This window comes from Martelella alba, assembly GCF_005217455.1.
Taxonomy (GTDB): domain Bacteria; phylum Pseudomonadota; class Gammaproteobacteria; order Enterobacterales; family Enterobacteriaceae; genus Acerihabitans.
The window spans coordinates 63,101-83,540 of the sequence record NZ_SZPQ01000022.1; the positions used below are offsets into that span (position 1 = coordinate 63,101).

The following is a 20,440-nucleotide window of genomic DNA, read 5'->3' on the forward strand; positions in this document are numbered from 1 at the left end:
TGTCAGTGTTGTCGAGCGGCCCGGACGGCGCAATGGCTGTTCGGGCATTGATAATTTGCCCCTTTTTCCGGTATGGACGGCTAAGATCATCTGAATAAACCGCGTCCGCCGGCGGCGGGCGGCGGACGCGGCGCTTGCGGCTTGCCTATGGCGATGGCCGGCGTTAGCGATAAATAGCGCCGGTGAGATAATCGGGCCAGTTTTTTTCGAAAAACAGTCGGTCCGGATCGTCCATGGCGCGCAAGGGCCGCGTCTGGACGGTAAAGGTCCCGTTACGGTAGGTGACCTGTAATTGTTCTTGCCGGTGCCGGGGCTGCTCGGCCAGGAAGCGGTAATCCGTTAACGCGCCGGCGCGGCTTTGCGGCACCGACTCGCCCAAGGGCGAGCAAATGGCGCGGGCGCCGCGGCTACCGCCGCCCTGGCGGATATAATAATCCAGCGCGGTCAGCACCGCCTCCGAAACCAGCGCCATCTGCCGCCATTGATAGCTTGCGGCCGCTTTATTGGGATGCGCGACGGCAATCCCCCGCGCGGCGATTTGCCGATTCAATTCCCGGGCGTCGGCCAACGCCTCGACGACCCCCTCCGGCCGGCAGATGAATCCCGCCTGATCACTCATGCGTTGCTGAACTTCCTTTTTTATCCATCCGGGATCAAGTGCGCGGGGTTCGCGGCCGGCCCGCTCGATCTGCCGGCGGCATTCCTCGAGCGCCGCCTTGAACGCATCCGGACTTTCCGCCGCCGGCGCGGGCGCGGTGGCGGCGATATGCCTGGCCGCCCGCATGGCGAATACCTGTCCGGCATTCAGCGCCGCGCCGCCGGGACGGGTCGCGCCATGGGTGCCCGCCGCTTCGCCGGCGGCATAGCAGCCGTTGAGGGAGGTTTGTCCCCAGATATCCACCGCGATACCGCCATTCATATGTTGATGGTTAACATTGAACGGCAAGGGATCCCGGCTGAGATCATGTCCGTGGTGTTTGTACAATTCGATGGCCAACGGATTCATCCGCCGTAGCCGCTCGATGGGCAGCGCGTCGAGAGCGTCGTTATTGGCCAGATAGCGGCGGACATCCTCGTCAAGGTCGTTTAGGGAAAACGGCCGATCGCCCGGCACCGGGGCGGGATTGCGATTGAAATCCATCATGATGGCGCGCCCGGCCCGGGATTCGATAAAAATCGCCAAATCCAACAAACTGGAGCCGAAATTCAGCATCCGTTCGGCATGGATCGGCCATTGATAGCCTTTACGAAAAATATTGGCGGCCAGTTCCCGGGTGGTGCGGTAATATTCCGCCAGAAAATTCACCTCGCGGCCATGGGCATCCAGCGAATAGATGTAGGGTATGCTTTGCACGTAGGTGCCGGACAGGTTCCAGGGGAATTCATCGCGCCGGGTGCCGATGCCGAACTGGTGTTCGGTCAAATTGACCGCGGCCAGGCCCGCTTCCAGCGCCAGGCCCAGCGAACCGAAGCAGCGCTTGGGGTAAACGCTGTCGCGAAACAGCTCCCCCGGACCGCCCGCCGCCAACACGACCGCCGGGCTGAGCAACAGGCACCAGCCATAGGGATTATTTTCCGACCGCGCGCCGGCGGCCAGCGCGATTGCGCCGGCGACCCGCCGGTCTTTTCCCTCGCCGCACGACAACAGGCGCGTAACGGTGGCATGATCGATAAACGAGACATCCAGCCGTCGGGCTTCTTCCGCCAACATCTTGACCATCAGCCGCGACGTGCGCGGTCCGCAACTGGTGGCCCGGCCGGCCTCATCATGATCGGTCTGGTAGCGCAAAACGGCGCCGTACTTATCCTCCGGCAACGGTAGGCCGATATATTTCAAACCGATAAACGCGTCCACCGACCCCACGGCCTCCACGTAAGCGGTATCGGCGTCCATGGCGCCGCCCGCGCCGAGCGCCGCCGCCATTTGCCGGAAATTATCGCCCCGGTTACCGGTGGATGCGGTATGCAACGTCTGTTTGTCGGATCCGGAACAGGCCGACGTGCCCCAGAACAGCGTTTGGGTCGCCACGGTGACATCCACGCCCCGCCGGGTTAGCTCCACGGCGGCGCGCAGACCTGCGGCGCCGCTGCCCACCACCAGCGCCTGGCTATGATAAACCGGCACCTGACAGCCGGACAGGGACAAGGTATCGTCCGGCGTGCGTCCGCGCATATGCTTCGGCATGGCGACGTCGGTTAAGCTATCCAATATGCGTTGATCGATGCGTGCTGCCATCATGTCGTCATCTTCACTTTCAATGTTCGGCCCGGCGTAGCGCGCCCGGAACCGGTTCGCCGCGCCGAACGGTTTTGCGCACGGGGATAATGAGCACAAAACTCGCCAGCATTATCGCGCCGGCAATGAACCAAACCGGCTGCATGGTGTAGCGGTCAGCGAAATAGCCGGCCAGTACCGGCGAGATCCCGCCGGCGGCCATGCCGACATTCATTACCAGGCCGATGGCCGACCCGCGCACTTTTTCCGGCACCAACTCCGCGGTGAAGGACAACACCAGGGGCGTGACGGGATAGCCGAGAAAGCCCAACAGCAACACCAAAATCACCACCGTAAAGATGGGCAGATCCAATACCATGGCCGCCATCAGCAAGCCGCTCAACACTGTGATGCCCATCAGCACCAGCCGTTTGCGGGCGAAATCGCCGCGATCGCAATACCGGCCCAGAACAAACCCGCCCAAAGCGCCGCTTAAACCCAGCAGACTGGCGATTGTGCCGGCCATGCCGATGGGCAGATGCTTGATGTTCATCAGGAACGTCGGCGCCCATAGCAGCACGATCCACCAGCCGCTCAGCAAGACAAAATAATAGGCAGCCATCAGGATGACCGCGGGCGAGGTAAACAGCAGCCGCAACGGGACCCTTTCCACCGCGACGCCCGGCGCGACTTTAGCGGCCGTCTTGGGCTCGTTTTTCACCAGTACGGCATAAAGCAGCGCCACCAGAATTCCCAGGCTGCCGGCGACATAAAACACCACCCGCCAACCGTAGACCGGACCCAGCATCGCGCCGAGCCAGGTGCCGAAAAAACCGCCGATGGGATAGCCCATCCAATAGAGGGACATGACCGTGGTGCGTTGCCGCTCGGTTGTGACATTGGCCACTTCAAGGGAGGCCGCCGGCCAGAATACCCCCTCGCCGACGCCGGTCAGGATGCGGTAGATAAGCAATGTCGTCAATCCGCCGGCCAGGCCGGTGGCCATGGTGGCCAGGGAAAAAATGCCCAGCCCGAGGATAAGGACCGGTTTACCGCTGAGTTTGTCGGCAATGATTCCGGCGATGAACAAAAAGGCGATGAACCCATAGAAAAAAGAGCTGAGTAGGATACCGGAGCGGGCCTTGTCCAGACCGAAATCGGCGGAGATGAGCCCCACGGCGGAAGAGACCGTCATGCGATCCACGGAATACATCATGTAGCCGAGGCCGCATAAGACGGAAACAAGAATCATTTTTTTGGTATCTGTAGTCATATATTCCTCGACAAGTCTTAGTCAACGACGAGAACATCCGGCTTACGTAAGCACGACCTTTCTGGCCAGGTCGGCCGCCGATGACGTCCGACCCTTTGAGCAACGCCTGTCTGTGGATGACCGCCACAACCGGTCATCGAACGGGCGTAAAGGATTGTCGCGCTGTTTTATCTTGCCGCGTTCAGATACAGCTTTTTTCTGATAACGCTTTGCCTATGATTTCCTCGGCGGCCATGCCTGACGGTATGGCCGCCGATGTCAGGACCGCTTTAGCAACACGCCTGGTGGCGTTCCTTGCAGATGGTTAAGACTTCGTCCGGATCACGCCGCCACCAGTTGTGTTCGGAGAAAATCTCCACTTCGTGAAAGCCGGTATAACCCTGGGCTTCCACCCCCTGGCGCGCGCCCCGTATGTCGATGACGCCGTCGCCCATCATGCCGCGATCCTGTAACAGATCCCGGGTCGGCACCAGCCAGTCGCAGATATGAAAGGCCAATAGCCGTTTCCTGCCCGCCCGTTCTATTTGCGGGAAAAATTCCGGGTCCCACCAGGTATGGTAAAGGTCCACCGCCAGACCCAGTCCGTCGTCTCCCAGCTCATCGCAAAGATCGTTTGCCTGTTTCAGCGTATTGACGCAGGCGCGATCGGCGGCGTACATGGGATGCAGCGGTTCAATGGCCACGGGCATGCCGGCGGGTCGGGCATATTCCAGTAAAGCGGCCAGGCCGTCTCTGACCTGGGCGCGGGCCTGCGGCATATCCCGGGAATGTTCCGGCAGGCCGCCCACCACCAGCACCAGACAGGCGGCGCCCAGCGTCAGAGCCTCGTCCACCGCACGCCGGTTATCCAGCAGCGCCTCGCGGCGTTCCCGTTCCGTGGCGCCGGTAAACATGCCGCCCCGGCAGTAGCCGGTCACCTGTAATTGATGGGCCCGGATGCGCCGGGCGGTCTCTTCAAGGCCCAATTCCCTGGTCTGGTCCCGCCAGGGCGAAATGCCGCGGATATCGTGACGGGCACAGCCATCGATAATCTGATCCAGACGCCACTGACGGCGTAGCGTGGCGGTATTAATGGAAAGCCGTTCGCTGTTGGGTCGTTCAGACATGACATATCTCCTTTACCTGGCGGCGGCCATCAGCGATCCAGCGCGGGGACGTCCACCCAGCGCCGTTCACGCCAACTTTGCAAGGCAAGATCCACCAACTGGACGCCTTTGGCGCCGGCCAGCAGGTTCCATTTGAATTCCCCTTCACCATGGACATGGCGGAGGAAGCATTCCCATTGCACTTTGAAGGCATTGTCGTAAGAGACATTGTCGGGCACCGGCGACCAGTCCTGATAAAAATCATGGTTCTGGCGGACATCGGGGTTCCAAACCGGTTTAGGGGTGTTGACCCGGCTTTGGCTATAGCAGTCGGTTAATCCCGCCACCGCCGAACCGTTGACGCCGTCCACCTGAAACGTCACCAAATCGTCGCGACGCACCCGCACGCACCAGGAACTATTGATCTGGACGATGGCGCCGTTGTGTAACTCGAAAGTGGCGTAAGCCGCGTCATCCGCGGTGGCGTCGTAAGGATGTCCCTGTTCGTCCCAGCGGGTGGCTATATGGGTGGCCCCAAGACAACTGAGGCTTTTGATTTCACCGAACAGGTTGTCTATCACATAGCGCCAATGGCAAATCATATCCAGGATGATGCCGCCGCCGTCCTCTTTGCGATAATTCCAGGACGGACGTTGAGCGGTCTGCCAATCCCCCTCGAACACCCAGTAGCCGAATTCGCCGCGTACCGACAAAATTTTGCCGAAGAACCCGGACTGGCTGAGCGATTGCAATTTCTGCAGCCCCGGCAACCACAATTTGTCTTGCACGACGCCGTGCCGGATACCCCGCTGTTCGGCGAAACGATAAAGATCCATGGCCTCGTCCAAGCTGACCGCCACCGGTTTTTCACAATAGATATGCTTGCCGGCGGCGATAGCGCGTTTCAACAGCGCCGGACGGGCCTGGGTGGTGGCCGCGTCGAAAAATATCGTATCGTCCGGATTACGCAACGCCGCCTCCAGATCGGTGGTCCAACGGGGGATATCGTAAGCTTGCGCCAAAGCCGCGATTTTCTCTTCGTTGCGTCCCACCAGAATCGGATCCGGCATCAGCACATCGCCATTGGCCAGCGCCACGCCGCCCTGCCGGCGGATGGCCACAATGGATCGGATTAAGTGCTGATTCTTGCCCATCCGTCCGGTCACGCCATGCATAATGATACCAACACGAATTTTCGCCATCGGTTGCCTACCTCGGAAATGAAAAGATTACCGCTAGAAATGCGGCTTACTCAGGCCGCCATCCACATCGAGCACCTGGCCGACGGTAAACGGCAGCGCGCCGCCGGCCATGGCGCAAACCGTCCGCGCGATGTCCTCAGGCTGCCCCCAGCGTTTCATCGGCACCAAGCCATCGCTAATGAGTTGATCGTATTTGGGTTTTACCGCCTGGGTCATGTCGGTTTCGATAATACCGGGACGGATTTCATAGACGCCGATACCCTCCTCGGCAAGACGCAAGGCGAACAATTGGGTCGCCATACTGGCCGCCGCTTTGGAAACGCAGTATTCCCCGCGGGAAATGGACAGGATCCGGGCGCTACAAGAGGTGATATTGATGATACTGCGATGCTGCCGCCCCAGTTCCCCTTGGGCGAGCATCTGTTTGGCCGCTTTCTGGCTTAGGAAGAACAGCGAGCGGCTGTTGATGTTCTGGCAATGCTCGTAGCTTTCCAATGTAACGTCAAGCAAATCGCCTCGCTTGAGCGCCGCGGTACCGGCATTGTTCACCAGACAGTCCAACCTGCCCCAACGGCGCGACACCGCGTCCAGTATGTTTTGCTGATTGGCCAAATCGGCCACGTCGCCGGGACAGGACAAGGCGTCGACACCCAGTTGCGTCAGTTCGGCGACCAAAGCGCTCTGCCGGCGGCGCCCTTCTTCGCTGTCACGGCCGTTAATCGCCACGTGAAAACCGGCCCGCGCCAGCGCGATGGCGCAGCTTTTGCCTATTCCCCGCGTGGAGCCGGTCACTAAAGCGACCGGCCGGCTGGCAACACCCATCGTTTACCTCCCATCATAAACAGCATGCGACCCTTATCAACCATTTGGTTGATAAATTGAGTATACCCAGTACTGAAGGAATAAAAGATGATCTGCCTCGCAGAATCAACCAGATGGTTGATTCATAAAAGAGCATAAAGGATTTTTTTGTCGCCCTAAGGGGAATATGTTAGGATGGAAAGATAACTTATTGAAATTAATTTAAATTAATGGTTCAAGGGGAAGACGTGGCAGGTGATATCGACATTAAGCGCAAGCGCGACCCCGAACTCACCCAGTATCGGATCCTGACCGCTGCGCGCGAGGAATTCGCCGAAAAAGGCTTTGACGGCGCCCGGGTAGAGCGTATCGCCGCTAAGGCCCAGGTGAACAAGCAGTTGCTTTATCATTATTTTACCAACAAAGATCATTTATTCATGCTGGTGTTGGAGGACGCCTACCGGGATATCCGCCGGCAAGAGGCCGCCCTCTCGCTGGACGCCTTGCCGGCGGACGAAGCCATCATGCAATTGGTGGATTTCACCTGGCGCTATTACCTGGCCCACCCGGAATTTATTCGGTTATTAAACAGTGAAAACCAGCTCAAGGCACGCCATCTTAAACTGTCCGCCAGTGTCACGGAGATCAACGCCAGTTGGCTAAACATTTCCCGCACCATCCTTGCGCGCGGCCAACGCGAAGGTTCGATCCGGTCTGATATCGACGCCATGCAGCTTAATATCAGTATTTCGGCGTTGGGGTTTTTCTATCTCATCAATTGTTCGACCTTGTCGCTGGTGTATCAGCGCGATTTGGCCAGCCCGGAAGCGCTGGACGCCCGCCTGGCGGTGATGCGCGATACCATTCGCTGCTGGATAAGGCCGCCGGACACTAACGCGGCGCGCGCGTCGGGATAATCGCAAGCCACCGTTGCCGTCACTGTCTTACACTCCGTGACATCGGCACGGGGCTCCGCTGGCGCTTATTCCAGCGTGATGCCATCGTTGATGAGCGAGGCGAACAGACAAGGCGATGTCCCGTCGCGGAAGAACGCGCGTAATCGCGTCAGGTAAATATCATAATCCATAAACCTGAAATAGCGGAAATATAGCGGTGTGCGGCTGCTCAGCGTCAGTGATTTTATGGCCTCGACGATATCGTCTATCATCGGCGAAAGATCCGTCCCCGGCACGGCGGCGGAGATATTCTCCGGTTGTGCGTGGCGCTTTTCCATGACGTCCCGCAACCGGTTATACAGTAAATGGCCATTTTCGTTTTCGCTACAAGCGATCTGGAACCGATTGCTCCAGACGGTGAATTTTGCGGCCGTCCTGAAACAAACGGCATTTTCCGTTAATCTGGGGTTCCTGATATAGTCAATGTAAGACGCCAGTTCCTCCATGTCGCCAAAAAAAACACATATGCTGTTGGTCTCGTGGTCATGACGGGAATAACGCCCCCGCAGCAACAAACCGCCCGAGGCCTGGGTTTGCTCCAGATCGGGCTGTTTGACCAAACCGGGCAAGGCGCCATGAAACGACAAAATGATCGTCGCGCCGGCCAGGCGATCTTCCCCGGCCTGGATGTTGCCGGGAGGCGACATGCCGAAATAGTCCGCGTCGGCCAGCAACAGCGCCGTCGGCGCCAGGGCCTTTTCCCTGAATGCCCGGAAATCCTCCCGGACAGGCAACGGCTGGCGAACGGTGTCGATAAACCGCCAGCGCACATCGGTGAACCCGAACTGGATCAGATACCGATGGATATAATATTCGGTAAGAAAACCTGGCGCGCCATGAGAGATGAGCGTGATGGGCAATTCCCGGAATAATAACATTTCCTTGATACGTTCAAGAACGCGGTTGATGAAACCCACCTTGCTCTCTAAGGTCAGATGATTCGAATCTTCATACCAGAACATGTTATTCGCGTAACGGGCTTTGAGATCACGAAATTGCACTGTATAGGTCGTTCCCAATAAATAATCCACAGTCAGGGGAACCGGCAGATCCGGGCCGAATTCTCGTAAAACCTTTGGCGAAACCGGGAAAATGGGCGTTACACCGGATAAAGAAATAGTATTCATCGTTTATCTTCCTTTATATTATTACCAGACTTTATATTATATCGCCGTCTCGGCCTGGTTGATTTTACTCTTGTTTATCCGCGCCACACGCCGCCATAGGACCAAATTGAGGAAATATTAAATATCCACCCTTTTAATAATTGATATTGCATCGCAGTGTGAAAAACAGAGACCTTTAACGGGTATACTCCCGTCTGGGTACCGAAACGACGGGAATAAAGGAATAGCGAAATGAACGGGCCGGCGGGATAGTCATTGACGGGAAATGACGGCAGATATATAGTTAGCAAACTAAATAATAACTTGCGACTTATCTCATGATGAAAACGGATAATCGTCAACAGGCGTTAATGGCTATCACCGTAACACTGGGTTTATTGCATCGCGCTTATCGGGCCAGGGCGGATAAAGTGGTCGCGCCCATGGGACTGTCCACGGCCATGGCTTGGCCGCTGGTGTTGATCGGCCGGCATCCCGAAGGGATAAGACCAGGCAATTTATCCGGGAAACTGGGCATTGAGGGGCCTTCCCTGGTGCGTTCGTTAAACCAGTTGGTGGATGCCGACCTGGTGCTGCGCCGGGAGGATTTGGCGGATAAACGGGCCAAGGTCCTGTATTTGACGCCAACCGGCGCAGCCATTAGCAGCCAAATCGAATCCTTGCTCAACGCGTTGCGCGCCGAACTGTTCGAAGGATTGTCCGATCGGGATATCCGGACCTGTTTACGGACCTTCAGCCTGCTGGCAAAACGATTGGATCTGGGCGGGACATCCCTCAGCGAAACCGATCAGTCCTATGACCGGCCTGCGTCTTGATACCTTGACGGGCCGGCCTTGGGTTATCGAATGATCTCAATGCCCTGGGGGAGGTTATTGAGCGGACCGCTGATACCGGTATACATGATATTAAGCCACTGCAAAGTGGCCGGTAGCGACGTGGGCAACCGCTCCAATTGATTGTAGGCAATCAACAGCCTTTGCAATCCGTCGGGCAAATTTTCCGGTAGCGCGCGCAGCAGGTTGTGACTGAGAGAAAGGCTGCTAAGTCCTAACGGCAATATAGACGGCAGTTCGGCCAGCATATTGTTGTTGGCATCCAGCACGGCGAGAAACGGCGGCAGTGAATCAGGCAGCGTCAGCAGGTTGTTATAGGCAACATTTAATTCTTTCAACCTTGGCGGAAGGGCCTTTGGCAAATGGGTTAAAAAATTGTTTTCGGCATTCAGTATCAGCAAATTCGGCGGCAGTAATGAAGGCAGCGCTTCCAGCCGGTTTTTCGCAACGTCAAGACGCATCAACTCCCTGGGCATGATGGCCGGTAACGAACTCAAAACATTATTCGTTACGTCAATAAATTGCAGACTGTGCGGCAATGGCTCAGGTAATGCCTGCAGTAAATTGCTCTGCAGCTCAAGCCGATGCAAGCGGCCGGGAAGATTATTCGGCAGCTGGTTTATTGCATTGTTGCTTGCCTTGAAAAAAAGAAGCGCGGGGGGCAAACCGCTTGGCAACAAAGTCAATGTATTACCGCTAATGTCAAGATAGCTTAGGGTTTCCGGCAGGTATTCCGGCAATATGTTCAGATTATTGCGGCTGACATCCATATAGGTCAGCATCGAGGGTAATCGGTTCGGCAAACGGGTTAGCTGGTTATACGCGGCGCTCAGCCAAGTTAACGTCGGCGGCAAATTTTCTGTCAACAGCACAAGCTTATTTATCCTGACATCCAACTGATGCAAGCTGGGGGGCAGGTTGTCGGGCAATCGGCTAAGGAGATTGGCGCTGACGTCCAAAACCCTCAGGTCTTCGGGCAAGCACGGCGGCAGCCGTCTCAGACGCATGCCCGCCAGCAGCATGTTACGGTGCTCGGACGCAAAATAGCCGTTTATCACCGAAAGCACCAACCAACGTTTCTCGGTCGCTACCGCTTCCAGCGCCCAAGCGTTATTCGCCTCGGTCATCCTGTTAATCAGCGCATTCAGCCTTTCTTCCGCCAAATGCCGCAAATTGTCGATACGGATATGGCTTTGCGACAAAGAGGGGAAGGCCAGCATTAAATTATTGAGCGACCGTATATCGAGATGGCGGATAATGATCAACTGGATTTCCGGCGGCAATGTCAATAAACGATTCCAGTCGTTGAAGCCCGCCGTCGCCAATAATATCTCGGCATCCGCCGTCAGCACGCCTGTCGGCGTGACATATCGCGCCAATTGTTCTTCCCTAAGATTGTGCAATTGCAAAAATTGCGATCGACTGACGGGCACGGCCAATCTGCGGTTTTCCAGCCAGCGCAGGAGTACGTCGGGAGGCACTCTGGACACCGCCGCCCGTTCCGCGGTTTGTAGGGCCATTCGGCGCGCCGCCCGTGGCGCCCCGCGACCGCTTAGTCCGTAATCGAGGATGTTTTTTAATCGTTTGGCCAGGGGTTGCGGTATGGCCTTAAGCTCTCCTTGGGGCGAAAGCGTGTATTTTTTGCCAAATACAGCGCCGGTCCGCGGGTCTATCTGCGCATAAATCGACTTGCGGAAATAGGTATCTCCACTCAGGCGCACGATTGACACCGGCTTATCCGTACCCGCCAGCCGGCCTTCTTTGATCAAGCGATGCCCGTCCGTCATCGACGGTTGTAATGACGCCAGTCGGTATTGCCATAAAATTTTTTTCCAGACCGGCACGTTGTTTTTTATCACCTCGGCGGCCTGCACCGCCTGGCGAAGCGCGCCGCGGCTGGCCAACATCAAATACTCCAGCCCGGGATCAAAGGCCTTAAGCGCCTGTACGCCCAATGTGATCAATGCGGCCCGGTTCAACTCCGCCGCCATCGGCAACGCCGCCTGGCGAACCAACTGCCGGTATCCCTGTTGCAGGGCCGCGCGTAGCGTTTCCCGGACGGCCAGCGATCGCGCCATCGACTGATAGGCCATCAGGCTTCCTTTGGCGCCCGCTTGCGTGAATTTTCCACCCAGGGCGATACCTTGCCCCACCAGCGGCACTAATCCGATGAGGTCCATCGCACAGGAAAACACGGCGGCGGTTCTGCCCACGCTAACGCCGGTGACGCAATCGTAAAAAGGGATGAAGGACAAGAGAAAGTCCCGCGCCTTTTCCATGGCGGTCTGATCGTATCCCGATTGATGCAATCGTTGAAAAAACAGGTCCTGGTGTTTTCGCGCCAGCGCGTCCGTCAGGCGAAGTGCCGGTTCCCCGGCTTTTTTCAGCAGGTAGGCATCTTGCGTTTTCGCTGAGACTTTAAGCTTGTAATCGGGATCGCGCCGACACGCCGCCCCGTCGGTCATCAACGCATAATAACGTTCAGTGTGGAAATCCACCCGATCCAACCAATAACCGTCATCGCGCAGACGCAGCGCGTAAACCCGTTTCTGGCCGTCGGATACGGCGTAAAGCAGCTCCACATCCGGGGCCAATGGAATAACATAAGCGTGGTGGGGAATGGCTAAAACGGCAATCTGATGGCTGATGGCGTGAAATGACGAAAATTCGGCAAGAGCGCGATATATGTCGGCTTTTTGCAGAAAAGACTTCTCGCTTGGCGACATCCCTGTAAACACCTGGCTTAGCAGGAGACTGTCCACCAACGCGTACTGTTCGGCTATCCGTTTGTTTTGCCGGTCGAATATCGCGTCAATGCCGTTTTCGCCGGCCTCGAACAGATCATCCTTGAGCCGGGGGGCGCAAAACTTATCGGCATCCCCTTCCTCCTCTTGGGCGGCGGCCGGTATGCCGGTTTCCCTGATCATTTGCGCCAGTTGCAATCGGGAGCGGAAGTTTTCCAGTAACGTGATGAGTTTCTCGTAGGGATTCGCGGCGGTTTTGCGGGCGTCGCCGGCGGCGAAGAAGGCCGCCAGCGCGTTTTTTTTGTCTCCCTCGGTGTTGTCGCCCCCGGCGTCATCATCCGTTTTATCCCAGACCTGTTCAGCCCGCTGCCTGGCGTAGAATAACGCGGCGGGGACATTGAAAAGCGCCAGCAAGGCCGGATCCGCCGCGCCTTCCCGTAATATATCCTCAAGGGATCCGCCCAGAGCGATAAGCTCGTCTGTGGAATAATCGCCGGTCTCCACGCCCGTTAGCCGCATGAACAGCATGGCGGCATGCAAATAACCGCCATCCAGGGTGCCGATGGAAATCGACGATGCCGACAGCGTTTGTTCCGACAGCGCCAGCATGGGCAAACGTTCAAAGATCACCTCATGTAATATATAACGCGCCGAAAGGTTATTCAGATTCAAGGCCGGGGCAAGGGTACCGTTGAGCGATCCCGGCCCGCTTTCAAGCCAATCCGTCAACAGGGTTTTCAACGCCGACAATGGCAATTGCAAAGGACGCCCGGGCCGGCAACGGTTTTGGCCGGTAAGCCGCCGGATGATCCCCGCGACGCACGCGCTCAAGCCTTCCTCGAATACCAGCGCTTCGAGCCAGTGTCCAATGACGGCGAATTGTCTTTCGCGGGTCAGGCTTTCCCGTTTATGCGCGCCATACTCTCCGGAGGGTTTGAGCAATTGCCGGGCGATTTTTTCCAGGCCCCCGGAGGTATGTATAATGAAATGTATGGCGCTGTTAATGACAACCGAGCGATCATACTGATCTTCGGGCGCAATCAATTGGTGCTTAATAAGATAACGCCGTATAGAGGCCGTCAATGACGCTAGCGCCGATGAAGGGTCGCTCGGCGCTATTTCCTCCTGTTCAATTGACCTGTCGATCAGCCCATCGGCTTTTGCCGTGCCCTTCTCCTCCGCGCTTTCAATCCCGCGGACCGGTTGGTCATCGCTGTGGCGCGCCGCTCGCGCGTTGCGGTCCAGGGGTGTTTTTGTCATCACCGACGCGCCGAAGAAAAACGCGCTTTCATCCGAGACGGGGTCTGGAATGTGCGCCGACCGACGCTGTGCGATGCCGGCGAGCCGGCCATGTGCCCCGTGTCGTGGTGAAAATCCCGAGTAAACCGGCGTCGCGGCGTTGATTCCGCCGGTGGCGGCATTGCCGGCCCGCGCCTGATATAAGGTGGTATTGGCATTGGTTATCAATAGCAAGGCGCGCAAAAACAATTCCGCGCGTACCTGTTTCAAGTGATGAACATTTTGGGCGGACGGCCTATGATCGCATTCTGTATAAACCGGTTCGTTAAAACGCATTTGCGGGTAGTGATAACGGGATGGTCGATTTAGGTCGCGAACGCCGGAAGCGTTATGACGGGTAATAGGATTTTCATTGTAATGCGCCAAATAATTTCCGATATTTCTATTATATTGTTCATTGCTTATTGGCATCAGCATCCTCCGGTAAATTAATTGTCGTCTTGATTGTTCGAGTTGCGAGCGGGCGGTAAGGCAGAAAATAATGTATTGGAAATGAATTTTCCCCGCCGGCAGCGGATTAGCATACGATGCGCCTGGGAAGGCATGAGAGACATCCCGTCTCTCACCGGAGGCCCGCCGTCGGCGGTTCAAATGTGTTACCGAAAAATCCGTCTCTCGCTTGCCGCCGCGACGCAACTTGAAGTATTTAGAGGATATGGGCACATCTTACTTTTACGAAAAACCAATGTCATCGTCTATTTTAGGTGGATATTAAGCAATAATTAGTTAAATTTTTCGCTTAATTCTTTATGATACTCTTATTCAGGTTCATGCTTTTTTCACCCCTCTACACACGGCTTGAGTTAGCGGTTGTGCGCCTCGGTAGGGGGCGACGAGACGATTTGCACATCTGTCGGCAGATTATCCGGCCGCGACTGGATATAGGTGGACCGGATATCCAAAACCCGCAGCGTTACCGGCAGCGGCGACGGCAAACATGTCAGTTGGGTATGCGCCACCGAAAGGGTTTGTAGCCCCGCCGGCAAGTTATCCGGCAAATGGGTAAGCACATTATAGCCGGCCCGCAATGACTTGAGGTCCGCCGGCAGGGAAGCCGGCAGCGAGACAAGCATATTATTCGCCACATCCAGTTCGACAATGGATGCCGGCAACACATCGGGTAATGCCGCCAGATTATTGAATGCCACCCGCAATATTTTGAGTTTCCCTGGAAGGGCGGGGGGGAGACGCGACATCAGATTGTTGGTCAACAACAACTCGCGCAAGTCCTGAGGCAAACTGGCCGGCAGGTGTTCCAGACGATTGCTGCTGACTTCCAAAATCTTTAATCGCCGAGGCAATCGTTCCGGCAAGGAATTCAATAGGTTGTGGTACAGGTCTAAAACCTGAAGCGTGCTCGGCAAATGTCCGGGCAGATGCGTCAGCAGGTTGTTTTGCAGTTCCAACCGGCGCAACCCGCGAGGCAGACGCTCAGGCAATAGCGTTAATACATTGGCGTTAGCCTTGAGCTCCAGCAACCCGGCGGGAAGATGTTCCGGGATGCGAACCACTGTGTTACCACTGATATCCAGATGCGTGAGAGCGCCCGGCAGTGCATCCGGCAAGGCGGTAAGCTGGTTATTGTTGAGTTTCAGGTGAGTCAGCGTCGAGGGCATTAGGGCCGGCAAACGGGTCAACCGATTGATGGACGCGTCCAGTCGGGACAGTCGCGATGGCAGCGCCTCGGGCAGAACGGATAGCTTATTGACGCTGACATTTAATTGTTCCAGGTTGCCCGGAAGTTGTTCGAGCAAGGCGCTCAGTTGGTTTGCGCTGACATCCATGCCAAGCAAATCCGACGGCAACTGCGGCGGCAGCGTTTTGAGTCGCAAACCGGCCAGTATAAGCTGCCGATGATACGTAGAGTAATAGGCCGTGATGATATTGAGCGCCAGCCAGCGTCGTTCGCCAAAGGAGGACGACATCATCCACGCGGTATTGTCCCTGGCGATGATATCCAGCAAATTTTGTTTGCGTCTTTCAACGAGATACCGCAGCGACGCCGCCTGGGGAGGCGCGACATCCAGCAGGGGAAAAGCCAGCAGCAGATTTTGCAACGCACGGATATCAAGATAGCGGATGATCATGATTTGCAGTTCCGGCGGCAAACCCAACAGACGGTTCCAGTCATGGAAGCCGGCGAAAGACAGTAGCTGTCCCGCCCGCTCGGTCAGTTCGCCCGAAGGCGCGATATAGTGGGACCAATATTCCGCGTCGAGATTGAATCGGCGCAGGAAATCGTCCCTAATGTCGGCCCCGCCCATTCGCCGGATTTCCAGCCAGCGCAACAACATGTCCACCGTCAGATCAGATGGGCCGGTGGATGACGTCGCCAACTCCTGACCCGCGACCGGCCGCGCTAGCCGGCGGCTGGCGCGGGGCGCGCCGCGACCGCTGAGTCCCTGCTCCAGTATATTCTTCAGTCGTTGAGCCAACGGCAAGGGTATTGCGTGTAATTCCCCATCAGAGGCCAGGGTATATTTTTTACCGAACAGCGTCCCGGTGTCGATATCAATCCGCACATATACCGTCCGCCCCCGGAAAGTGTCGCCGCCCAGTGGGATCATCGGCAAGGGTTTTCCCCAGCCGGCCAGCCGGCCGTACTCTATTGGATAATGATTCGCCGCCATCGGCCGCTGCTGCGCCACATCCCCGGCGAACGGCAGGATTTTTTTCCAGACAGGCACCTGACGCGTCACGGTTCTAGCGGCCGTCAGCACCTGTTCCAACGTGTGATACCCCAGCGAGCCTATCCATTCCACGCCGGGGTCCATGCTCCGCAAACCGGCAATGCCGAATTGAATCAATGTCGCCCGGTTCAATTCCTCCGCCGCCGGCAAAACGGCATAGCGGAACAATCGCCGCCCGCTTTCGCCGACCGCCTGACGTAAGGTTTGCCGAGTGGCCAGCGAACGCAATGCCGCCTGATAGGCTAACATGCCGCCTTTTACGCCATGTTGCATAAACCGCAGCCCCAGGCCCATACCCGCGCCTATCAGCGGCAGAAAACTGATAACATCCAGCGCGCAGGACAGCGCGGCCTCGGACTTTTTCGCTTCAAGGCCAGTGAGACAATCATAAAGCGGGACCAGTGACAGCATGAAATCCTTGACTTTTTCTAGAGATGTACGTTCATAACCTTGATGATGCAAGTGCGTGGCGAACGTCATTCGATGTTGCCGTATCAACTGTTCCGCCAGATGTTCCAGGGAATCGTCCGGGCTTTTAAGCAGGGGAAACACGTCGGAGCGGATAAAAATTTTTAATTGGTAATCCGGATCATGGGCGCATTTGCCGCCGTCGGCCATCAGCGGGTAGTAGCGTTGCGCCTCTTGATCCATCCGGGTCAAGGCATAGGCGCTATCATGGTAACGCAAAGCATAAATTCGCGTTTCCCCGCCGAGCCTGCCCACCAGCAGCTCCACACCGGACGCCAGTCGTACCGTCAGCGCATAGGGCGATATGACATGCGCCGCCATCTGTCGGCGCACGGTATGCGCGGCCGAAAATTCGGCATCGCCCCGGCGCACCTCCGCGCGGCGTAAAAAATCGGCCTCGTCCGATGGTAATGATTCAAACGCGGCGGCCAGCATCAGCATATCCACCACGGCATACCGGGCGGCGATCATGTCGTTTTGCCGCGCGAACAGCGCGTCGGGATCATCCACGGGCAAGGGTTCTTCATCACCAAGGCAATAACGTTCATCGGCGTTATCCGGCGCGGCGTCGGGATCCCCATTGCCGGTGTTGGCGGAAAGCTGCTGGATAAACTGAATCCGGCTACGGTAGTTTTGCAATGCCTCGGATAATTGCCGATAAGGGTTTTCCTCATCCCTGCGTGCATCCAGAGCCGCGAAAAATGCCTCCAGCGCCCGACGGGCATGATCTTGGTCCGTTTCCGTCTGTTCGGTGCCGGCGAGAATGCTTTTATCGGGCTTCGGCGACAACCCATAATAAAGACACGCAGGTAACTCAAAAAGCCGGATTAACGCGGGATCCGCCAGGCCTTCGCGTAAAATATCCTCGATAGAGCCGCCCAATTCGATAAGCTCCCGTACCGTAAGTTTGGCCAGGCCCGGCGCCGCCTGGCGGGTGAAAAGCAGGCCGGCATGCAGCAAGCCCGCGTCCAGCCCGCCGACAAAGACATGGCTTTCAGCCAACTCCCGCTCGGGCAGCGACAAAACCGGCAACGCCGTCTTCACCACCTCTTCCAAAATGTAATGCGCCGCCGTTTGGCTCAGCGCGCCTTCCAACTGCCCAGGACCGGAGTATACCGTCAGATTCCCGCCGGCCAGCCAGTCATTAAGCCTGGTTTGAAGCGCGGAAAAGGGCAGGCGCAACGGACGCCGCGGATGGCAAGCGTATTCCGCCTTCGCCGCCAGCAGGATCTGGCTGGCAAAAGCGCCGATGCCGCCCGGAAACACCCGGGTATCCAGCCACGAATGGACCAAGGCGAATTGCGCCTCTCGCGTCAGGGTTTCCTGGAGATGCCCGCCATAGACGCCGGCGGATCTGGCCAGTTGCCGGGCAATATGCTCCAATCCGTCCGGCTCGCGGATGATGTGGGCGACGACGTTCTCGATTAACACCGTGATTCCCGTCAGTTCCTCGCTGGTGTTGAGGCGTTTTTTTGAAAAAAAGCGCTGAAGCTGCGCTGTCTGATCGCCCAGGGACTTTTCTTCCTCATCGGCGAGTTTCATCACGGGCGCCGGATCGACCATGGCGATGTATTCGTCTGAGCCGCCGGCAGGCGCCTCTTTGAATGAAAGCGCTTCATCGCCCATCTGCCTGCGGGAACGAGGGTGCGCCTCCTTGGTCGATTGTCGCCCTCGGGCGTGGGGTCCCGCCCTGATTACCCACGGCGCGGACGTGATTTCCCCGGGCGGCGCGTCGGACCGGGCGTTCGACCTGCCAAGCGATCCCGCCGCGTTTTGCCCGTCATCGGCCGGGAACAACGCGCGCGCCGACAGGCCCACTTCGCCGGCAATCGGCAAAGCCGTGCTCACCCCTCTCGTAGACAGGCTAACATTGACATTGGTTGCCCATAAAAGCGTCCGCAATAGAAGTTCCGCGCGAATTTTTTTGACGTCACCACGTAATCCCACCGGCATATCGACCATTGATTCCCGCTGAGATATATTTATTGGAATGTCAGCGCCACCGTTGCTGATATTATTTCTGGTGAATTGATGGAAATCAAAATATTTATTTTTTGACAAATTTTGCTTATGCCTTTTGATCTCGTGATAACCCATGCTTTCTCTATATTGGTGATGAATTATTGGCATATTGCCTCCCGCGGTAATAGTGCTTAACGCTAATTCATACTCGACATATTCTACGTTGCCATTTTGTTGGTGGTATTCATTCATCCTGTCATAGAACCGCTCATGTTGCCGGGAATAACCGGAAACACGCGTATTTCACAATGATTACCGGTAACTGACATAAGCAAGTGGCTTAAGTGAACGATAATACCTCCGCCAGCGACGAATCTTAACCCTATTGGCAGCGGCCCATCGGGACGAGGGTTAGGTAGGGGCGGAAAGCGCCAACATACTTGCAACATTGAATCATATAGGATAGACACTCGTCATACTTCACCTTGGCTCTTTGTTGGCGGCGCTCGCCCACCCCAGTCACAGAGTCGGCTATGTTCCTGGGAACGGCGCGAGACATCCGGTCTCTCGCCGGAGGCCCGCCGTTGGCGGTTCAAATCCGTTCCCGACGAAGCTGTCGCTCCCTGGCCGCCGCAATGCAACTCGAAGTATTCAGAGTATATTGTGATAAACTTGACGAATCTCGCTTATTGTTATCTTACCCGGTAAGACGGCCGATGTCATCCTGAAATTGGCGCAGAAATCCCGACAAAAGCTATTTCTTTGCAATATGTATAATCATAATCCGACTTTGGAAAATATCGCGTAATCCGCCGTGTTCTTAGTTACGCCATGTCGACCTTTTCCGGTCTATTCGGGACGGTGAAACAGGTCAATGAGGGGATGATATATATTCATTGCCGGCTATACTGATAGCGATACCCGGCAATGGATATCCTCCTGCCGAATTATTTTTCCCCTCATTCCGCCAATGATAACGCATCCTAGTTTGACCAGAGGATCTTCCCTTGCCTATTGACCGGTTATTTTTATCCCCATGGGAAAATACCCTGTCCGCCGGATGGGACGCGGCGTTTCCACCACGCCGGCAGGAGAGTCGCCGATAGCGCGTGTATAAGCCGCTTCACGGCGATGTGATTTCGATCCCTGCATTTTTACCCTGGGAGGCTATGCTGAAAACAAGCTCTGCCGGGCGGGGATCGTGTTCCATTTTTGCGATATGCCCTAGGGCGGCAAGTCGAAGGTCGACAGTCTCGACAAAGGGGAAGTGACATGCAAACTGCGAAACGCAAATCCGCCGCGCCGCTGCTTTACCTTATCCGTAATGAGCGCCTCACGCCCCCGCCGCATCTGCTGGCCGGCGAACGCGTTATGTTGTTCGACGGCGAGTGTCCGTTATGCCGGCGTCTGATACAAACGCTGATAAACGCCGATCGGCGGCGCAAAATCCATCTTGCCACCGTGCAGTCCCCCCCGGGGCAGGATTTGCTGCGTTGGGCCGGTATGCCCGCCGATGATTTTAAAACCATCGCCTATATCGCCGACGGCCAGGTTTTCGTTCGCTCCGACGCTTTTTTCGCGGCCCTGACGCAGTTGAGCTGGCCATGGCGCGCGTTGAGATTGCTACGTTTTTTCCCCCGCCGGCTACGGGATGGCGTTTACAATGCCATCGCCCGACGCCGCTACCGCTGGTTTGGTAAATTGCCGGCCGGCATGCGGCCCCCGCAAGACGATAGCGGGCGCCGTTATCTGGCAAGGGGGCGCGATTGAACGGCCTTCTTGGCC

The 20,440-nt window shown here is 56.7% G+C and carries 11 protein-coding genes; 3 read left to right on the plus strand and 8 right to left on the minus strand.

Annotated features, from left to right (window positions below; all coding sequences use genetic code 11):
- Positions 1-163: 163 nt before the first annotated feature.
- The 5 genes from FCN80_RS15525 to FCN80_RS15545 form a co-directional block, all read right to left on the minus strand.
- Positions 164-2,236, minus strand: coding sequence for an FAD-dependent oxidoreductase (locus FCN80_RS15525; RefSeq protein ID WP_136991105.1), 2,073 nt, complete (start codon positions 2,234-2,236; stop codon positions 164-166).
- 19 nt (positions 2,237-2,255) lie between these two features.
- A complete protein-coding gene (locus tag FCN80_RS15530; protein ID WP_136991078.1) occupies positions 2,256-3,488 on the minus strand; it encodes an MFS transporter in 1,233 nt (410 codons plus the stop codon).
- A gap of 269 nt (positions 3,489-3,757) precedes the next feature.
- Entirely contained in the window at positions 3,758-4,594 is an 837-nt protein-coding gene (locus FCN80_RS15535) for a sugar phosphate isomerase/epimerase family protein (RefSeq protein ID WP_136991079.1), read from the minus strand.
- A gap of 29 nt (positions 4,595-4,623) precedes the next feature.
- A complete protein-coding gene (locus tag FCN80_RS15540; RefSeq protein ID WP_136991080.1) occupies positions 4,624-5,775 on the minus strand; it encodes a Gfo/Idh/MocA family protein in 1,152 nt (383 codons plus the stop codon).
- A gap of 33 nt (positions 5,776-5,808) precedes the next feature.
- Entirely contained in the window at positions 5,809-6,597 is a 789-nt protein-coding gene (locus FCN80_RS15545; RefSeq protein ID WP_136991081.1) for a 3-ketoacyl-ACP reductase, read from the minus strand.
- A gap of 227 nt (positions 6,598-6,824) precedes the next feature.
- Between FCN80_RS15545 and FCN80_RS15550 the strand changes: the two genes are divergently transcribed.
- Positions 6,825-7,493 carry a TetR/AcrR family transcriptional regulator gene (locus FCN80_RS15550; RefSeq protein ID WP_230492705.1) on the plus strand — a complete coding sequence of 223 codons (669 nt, stop codon included), beginning with the start codon at positions 6,825-6,827 and terminating at the stop codon, positions 7,491-7,493.
- A gap of 65 nt (positions 7,494-7,558) precedes the next feature.
- Here FCN80_RS15550 and FCN80_RS15555 read toward each other — a convergent pair whose 3' ends face one another.
- Entirely contained in the window at positions 7,559-8,659 is a 1,101-nt protein-coding gene (locus FCN80_RS15555) for a hypothetical protein (RefSeq protein WP_136991083.1), read from the minus strand.
- A 350-nt stretch (positions 8,660-9,009) separates the two neighbouring features.
- Between FCN80_RS15555 and FCN80_RS15560 the strand changes: the two genes are divergently transcribed.
- Complete coding sequence (locus tag FCN80_RS15560; RefSeq protein WP_136991084.1) at positions 9,010-9,474, plus strand: MarR family winged helix-turn-helix transcriptional regulator; 465 nt, start codon at positions 9,010-9,012, stop codon at positions 9,472-9,474.
- A 23-nt stretch (positions 9,475-9,497) separates the two neighbouring features.
- Here the strand turns inward: FCN80_RS15560 and FCN80_RS15565 are convergent, their stop codons facing one another.
- Positions 9,498-13,745 carry a hypothetical protein gene (locus tag FCN80_RS15565; protein ID WP_136991085.1) on the minus strand — a complete coding sequence of 1,416 codons (4,248 nt, stop codon included), beginning with the start codon at positions 13,743-13,745 and terminating at the stop codon, positions 9,498-9,500.
- Positions 13,746-14,338: 593 nt separating this feature from the next.
- Entirely contained in the window at positions 14,339-18,541 is a 4,203-nt protein-coding gene (locus FCN80_RS15570) for a hypothetical protein (RefSeq protein WP_136991086.1), read from the minus strand.
- A gap of 1,386 nt (positions 18,542-19,927) precedes the next feature.
- Between FCN80_RS15570 and FCN80_RS15580 the strand changes: the two genes are divergently transcribed.
- Positions 19,928-20,425, plus strand: coding sequence for a thiol-disulfide oxidoreductase DCC family protein (locus FCN80_RS15580; RefSeq protein WP_136991088.1), 498 nt, complete (start codon positions 19,928-19,930; stop codon positions 20,423-20,425).
- The last annotated feature ends 15 nt before the right edge of the window (positions 20,426-20,440 follow it).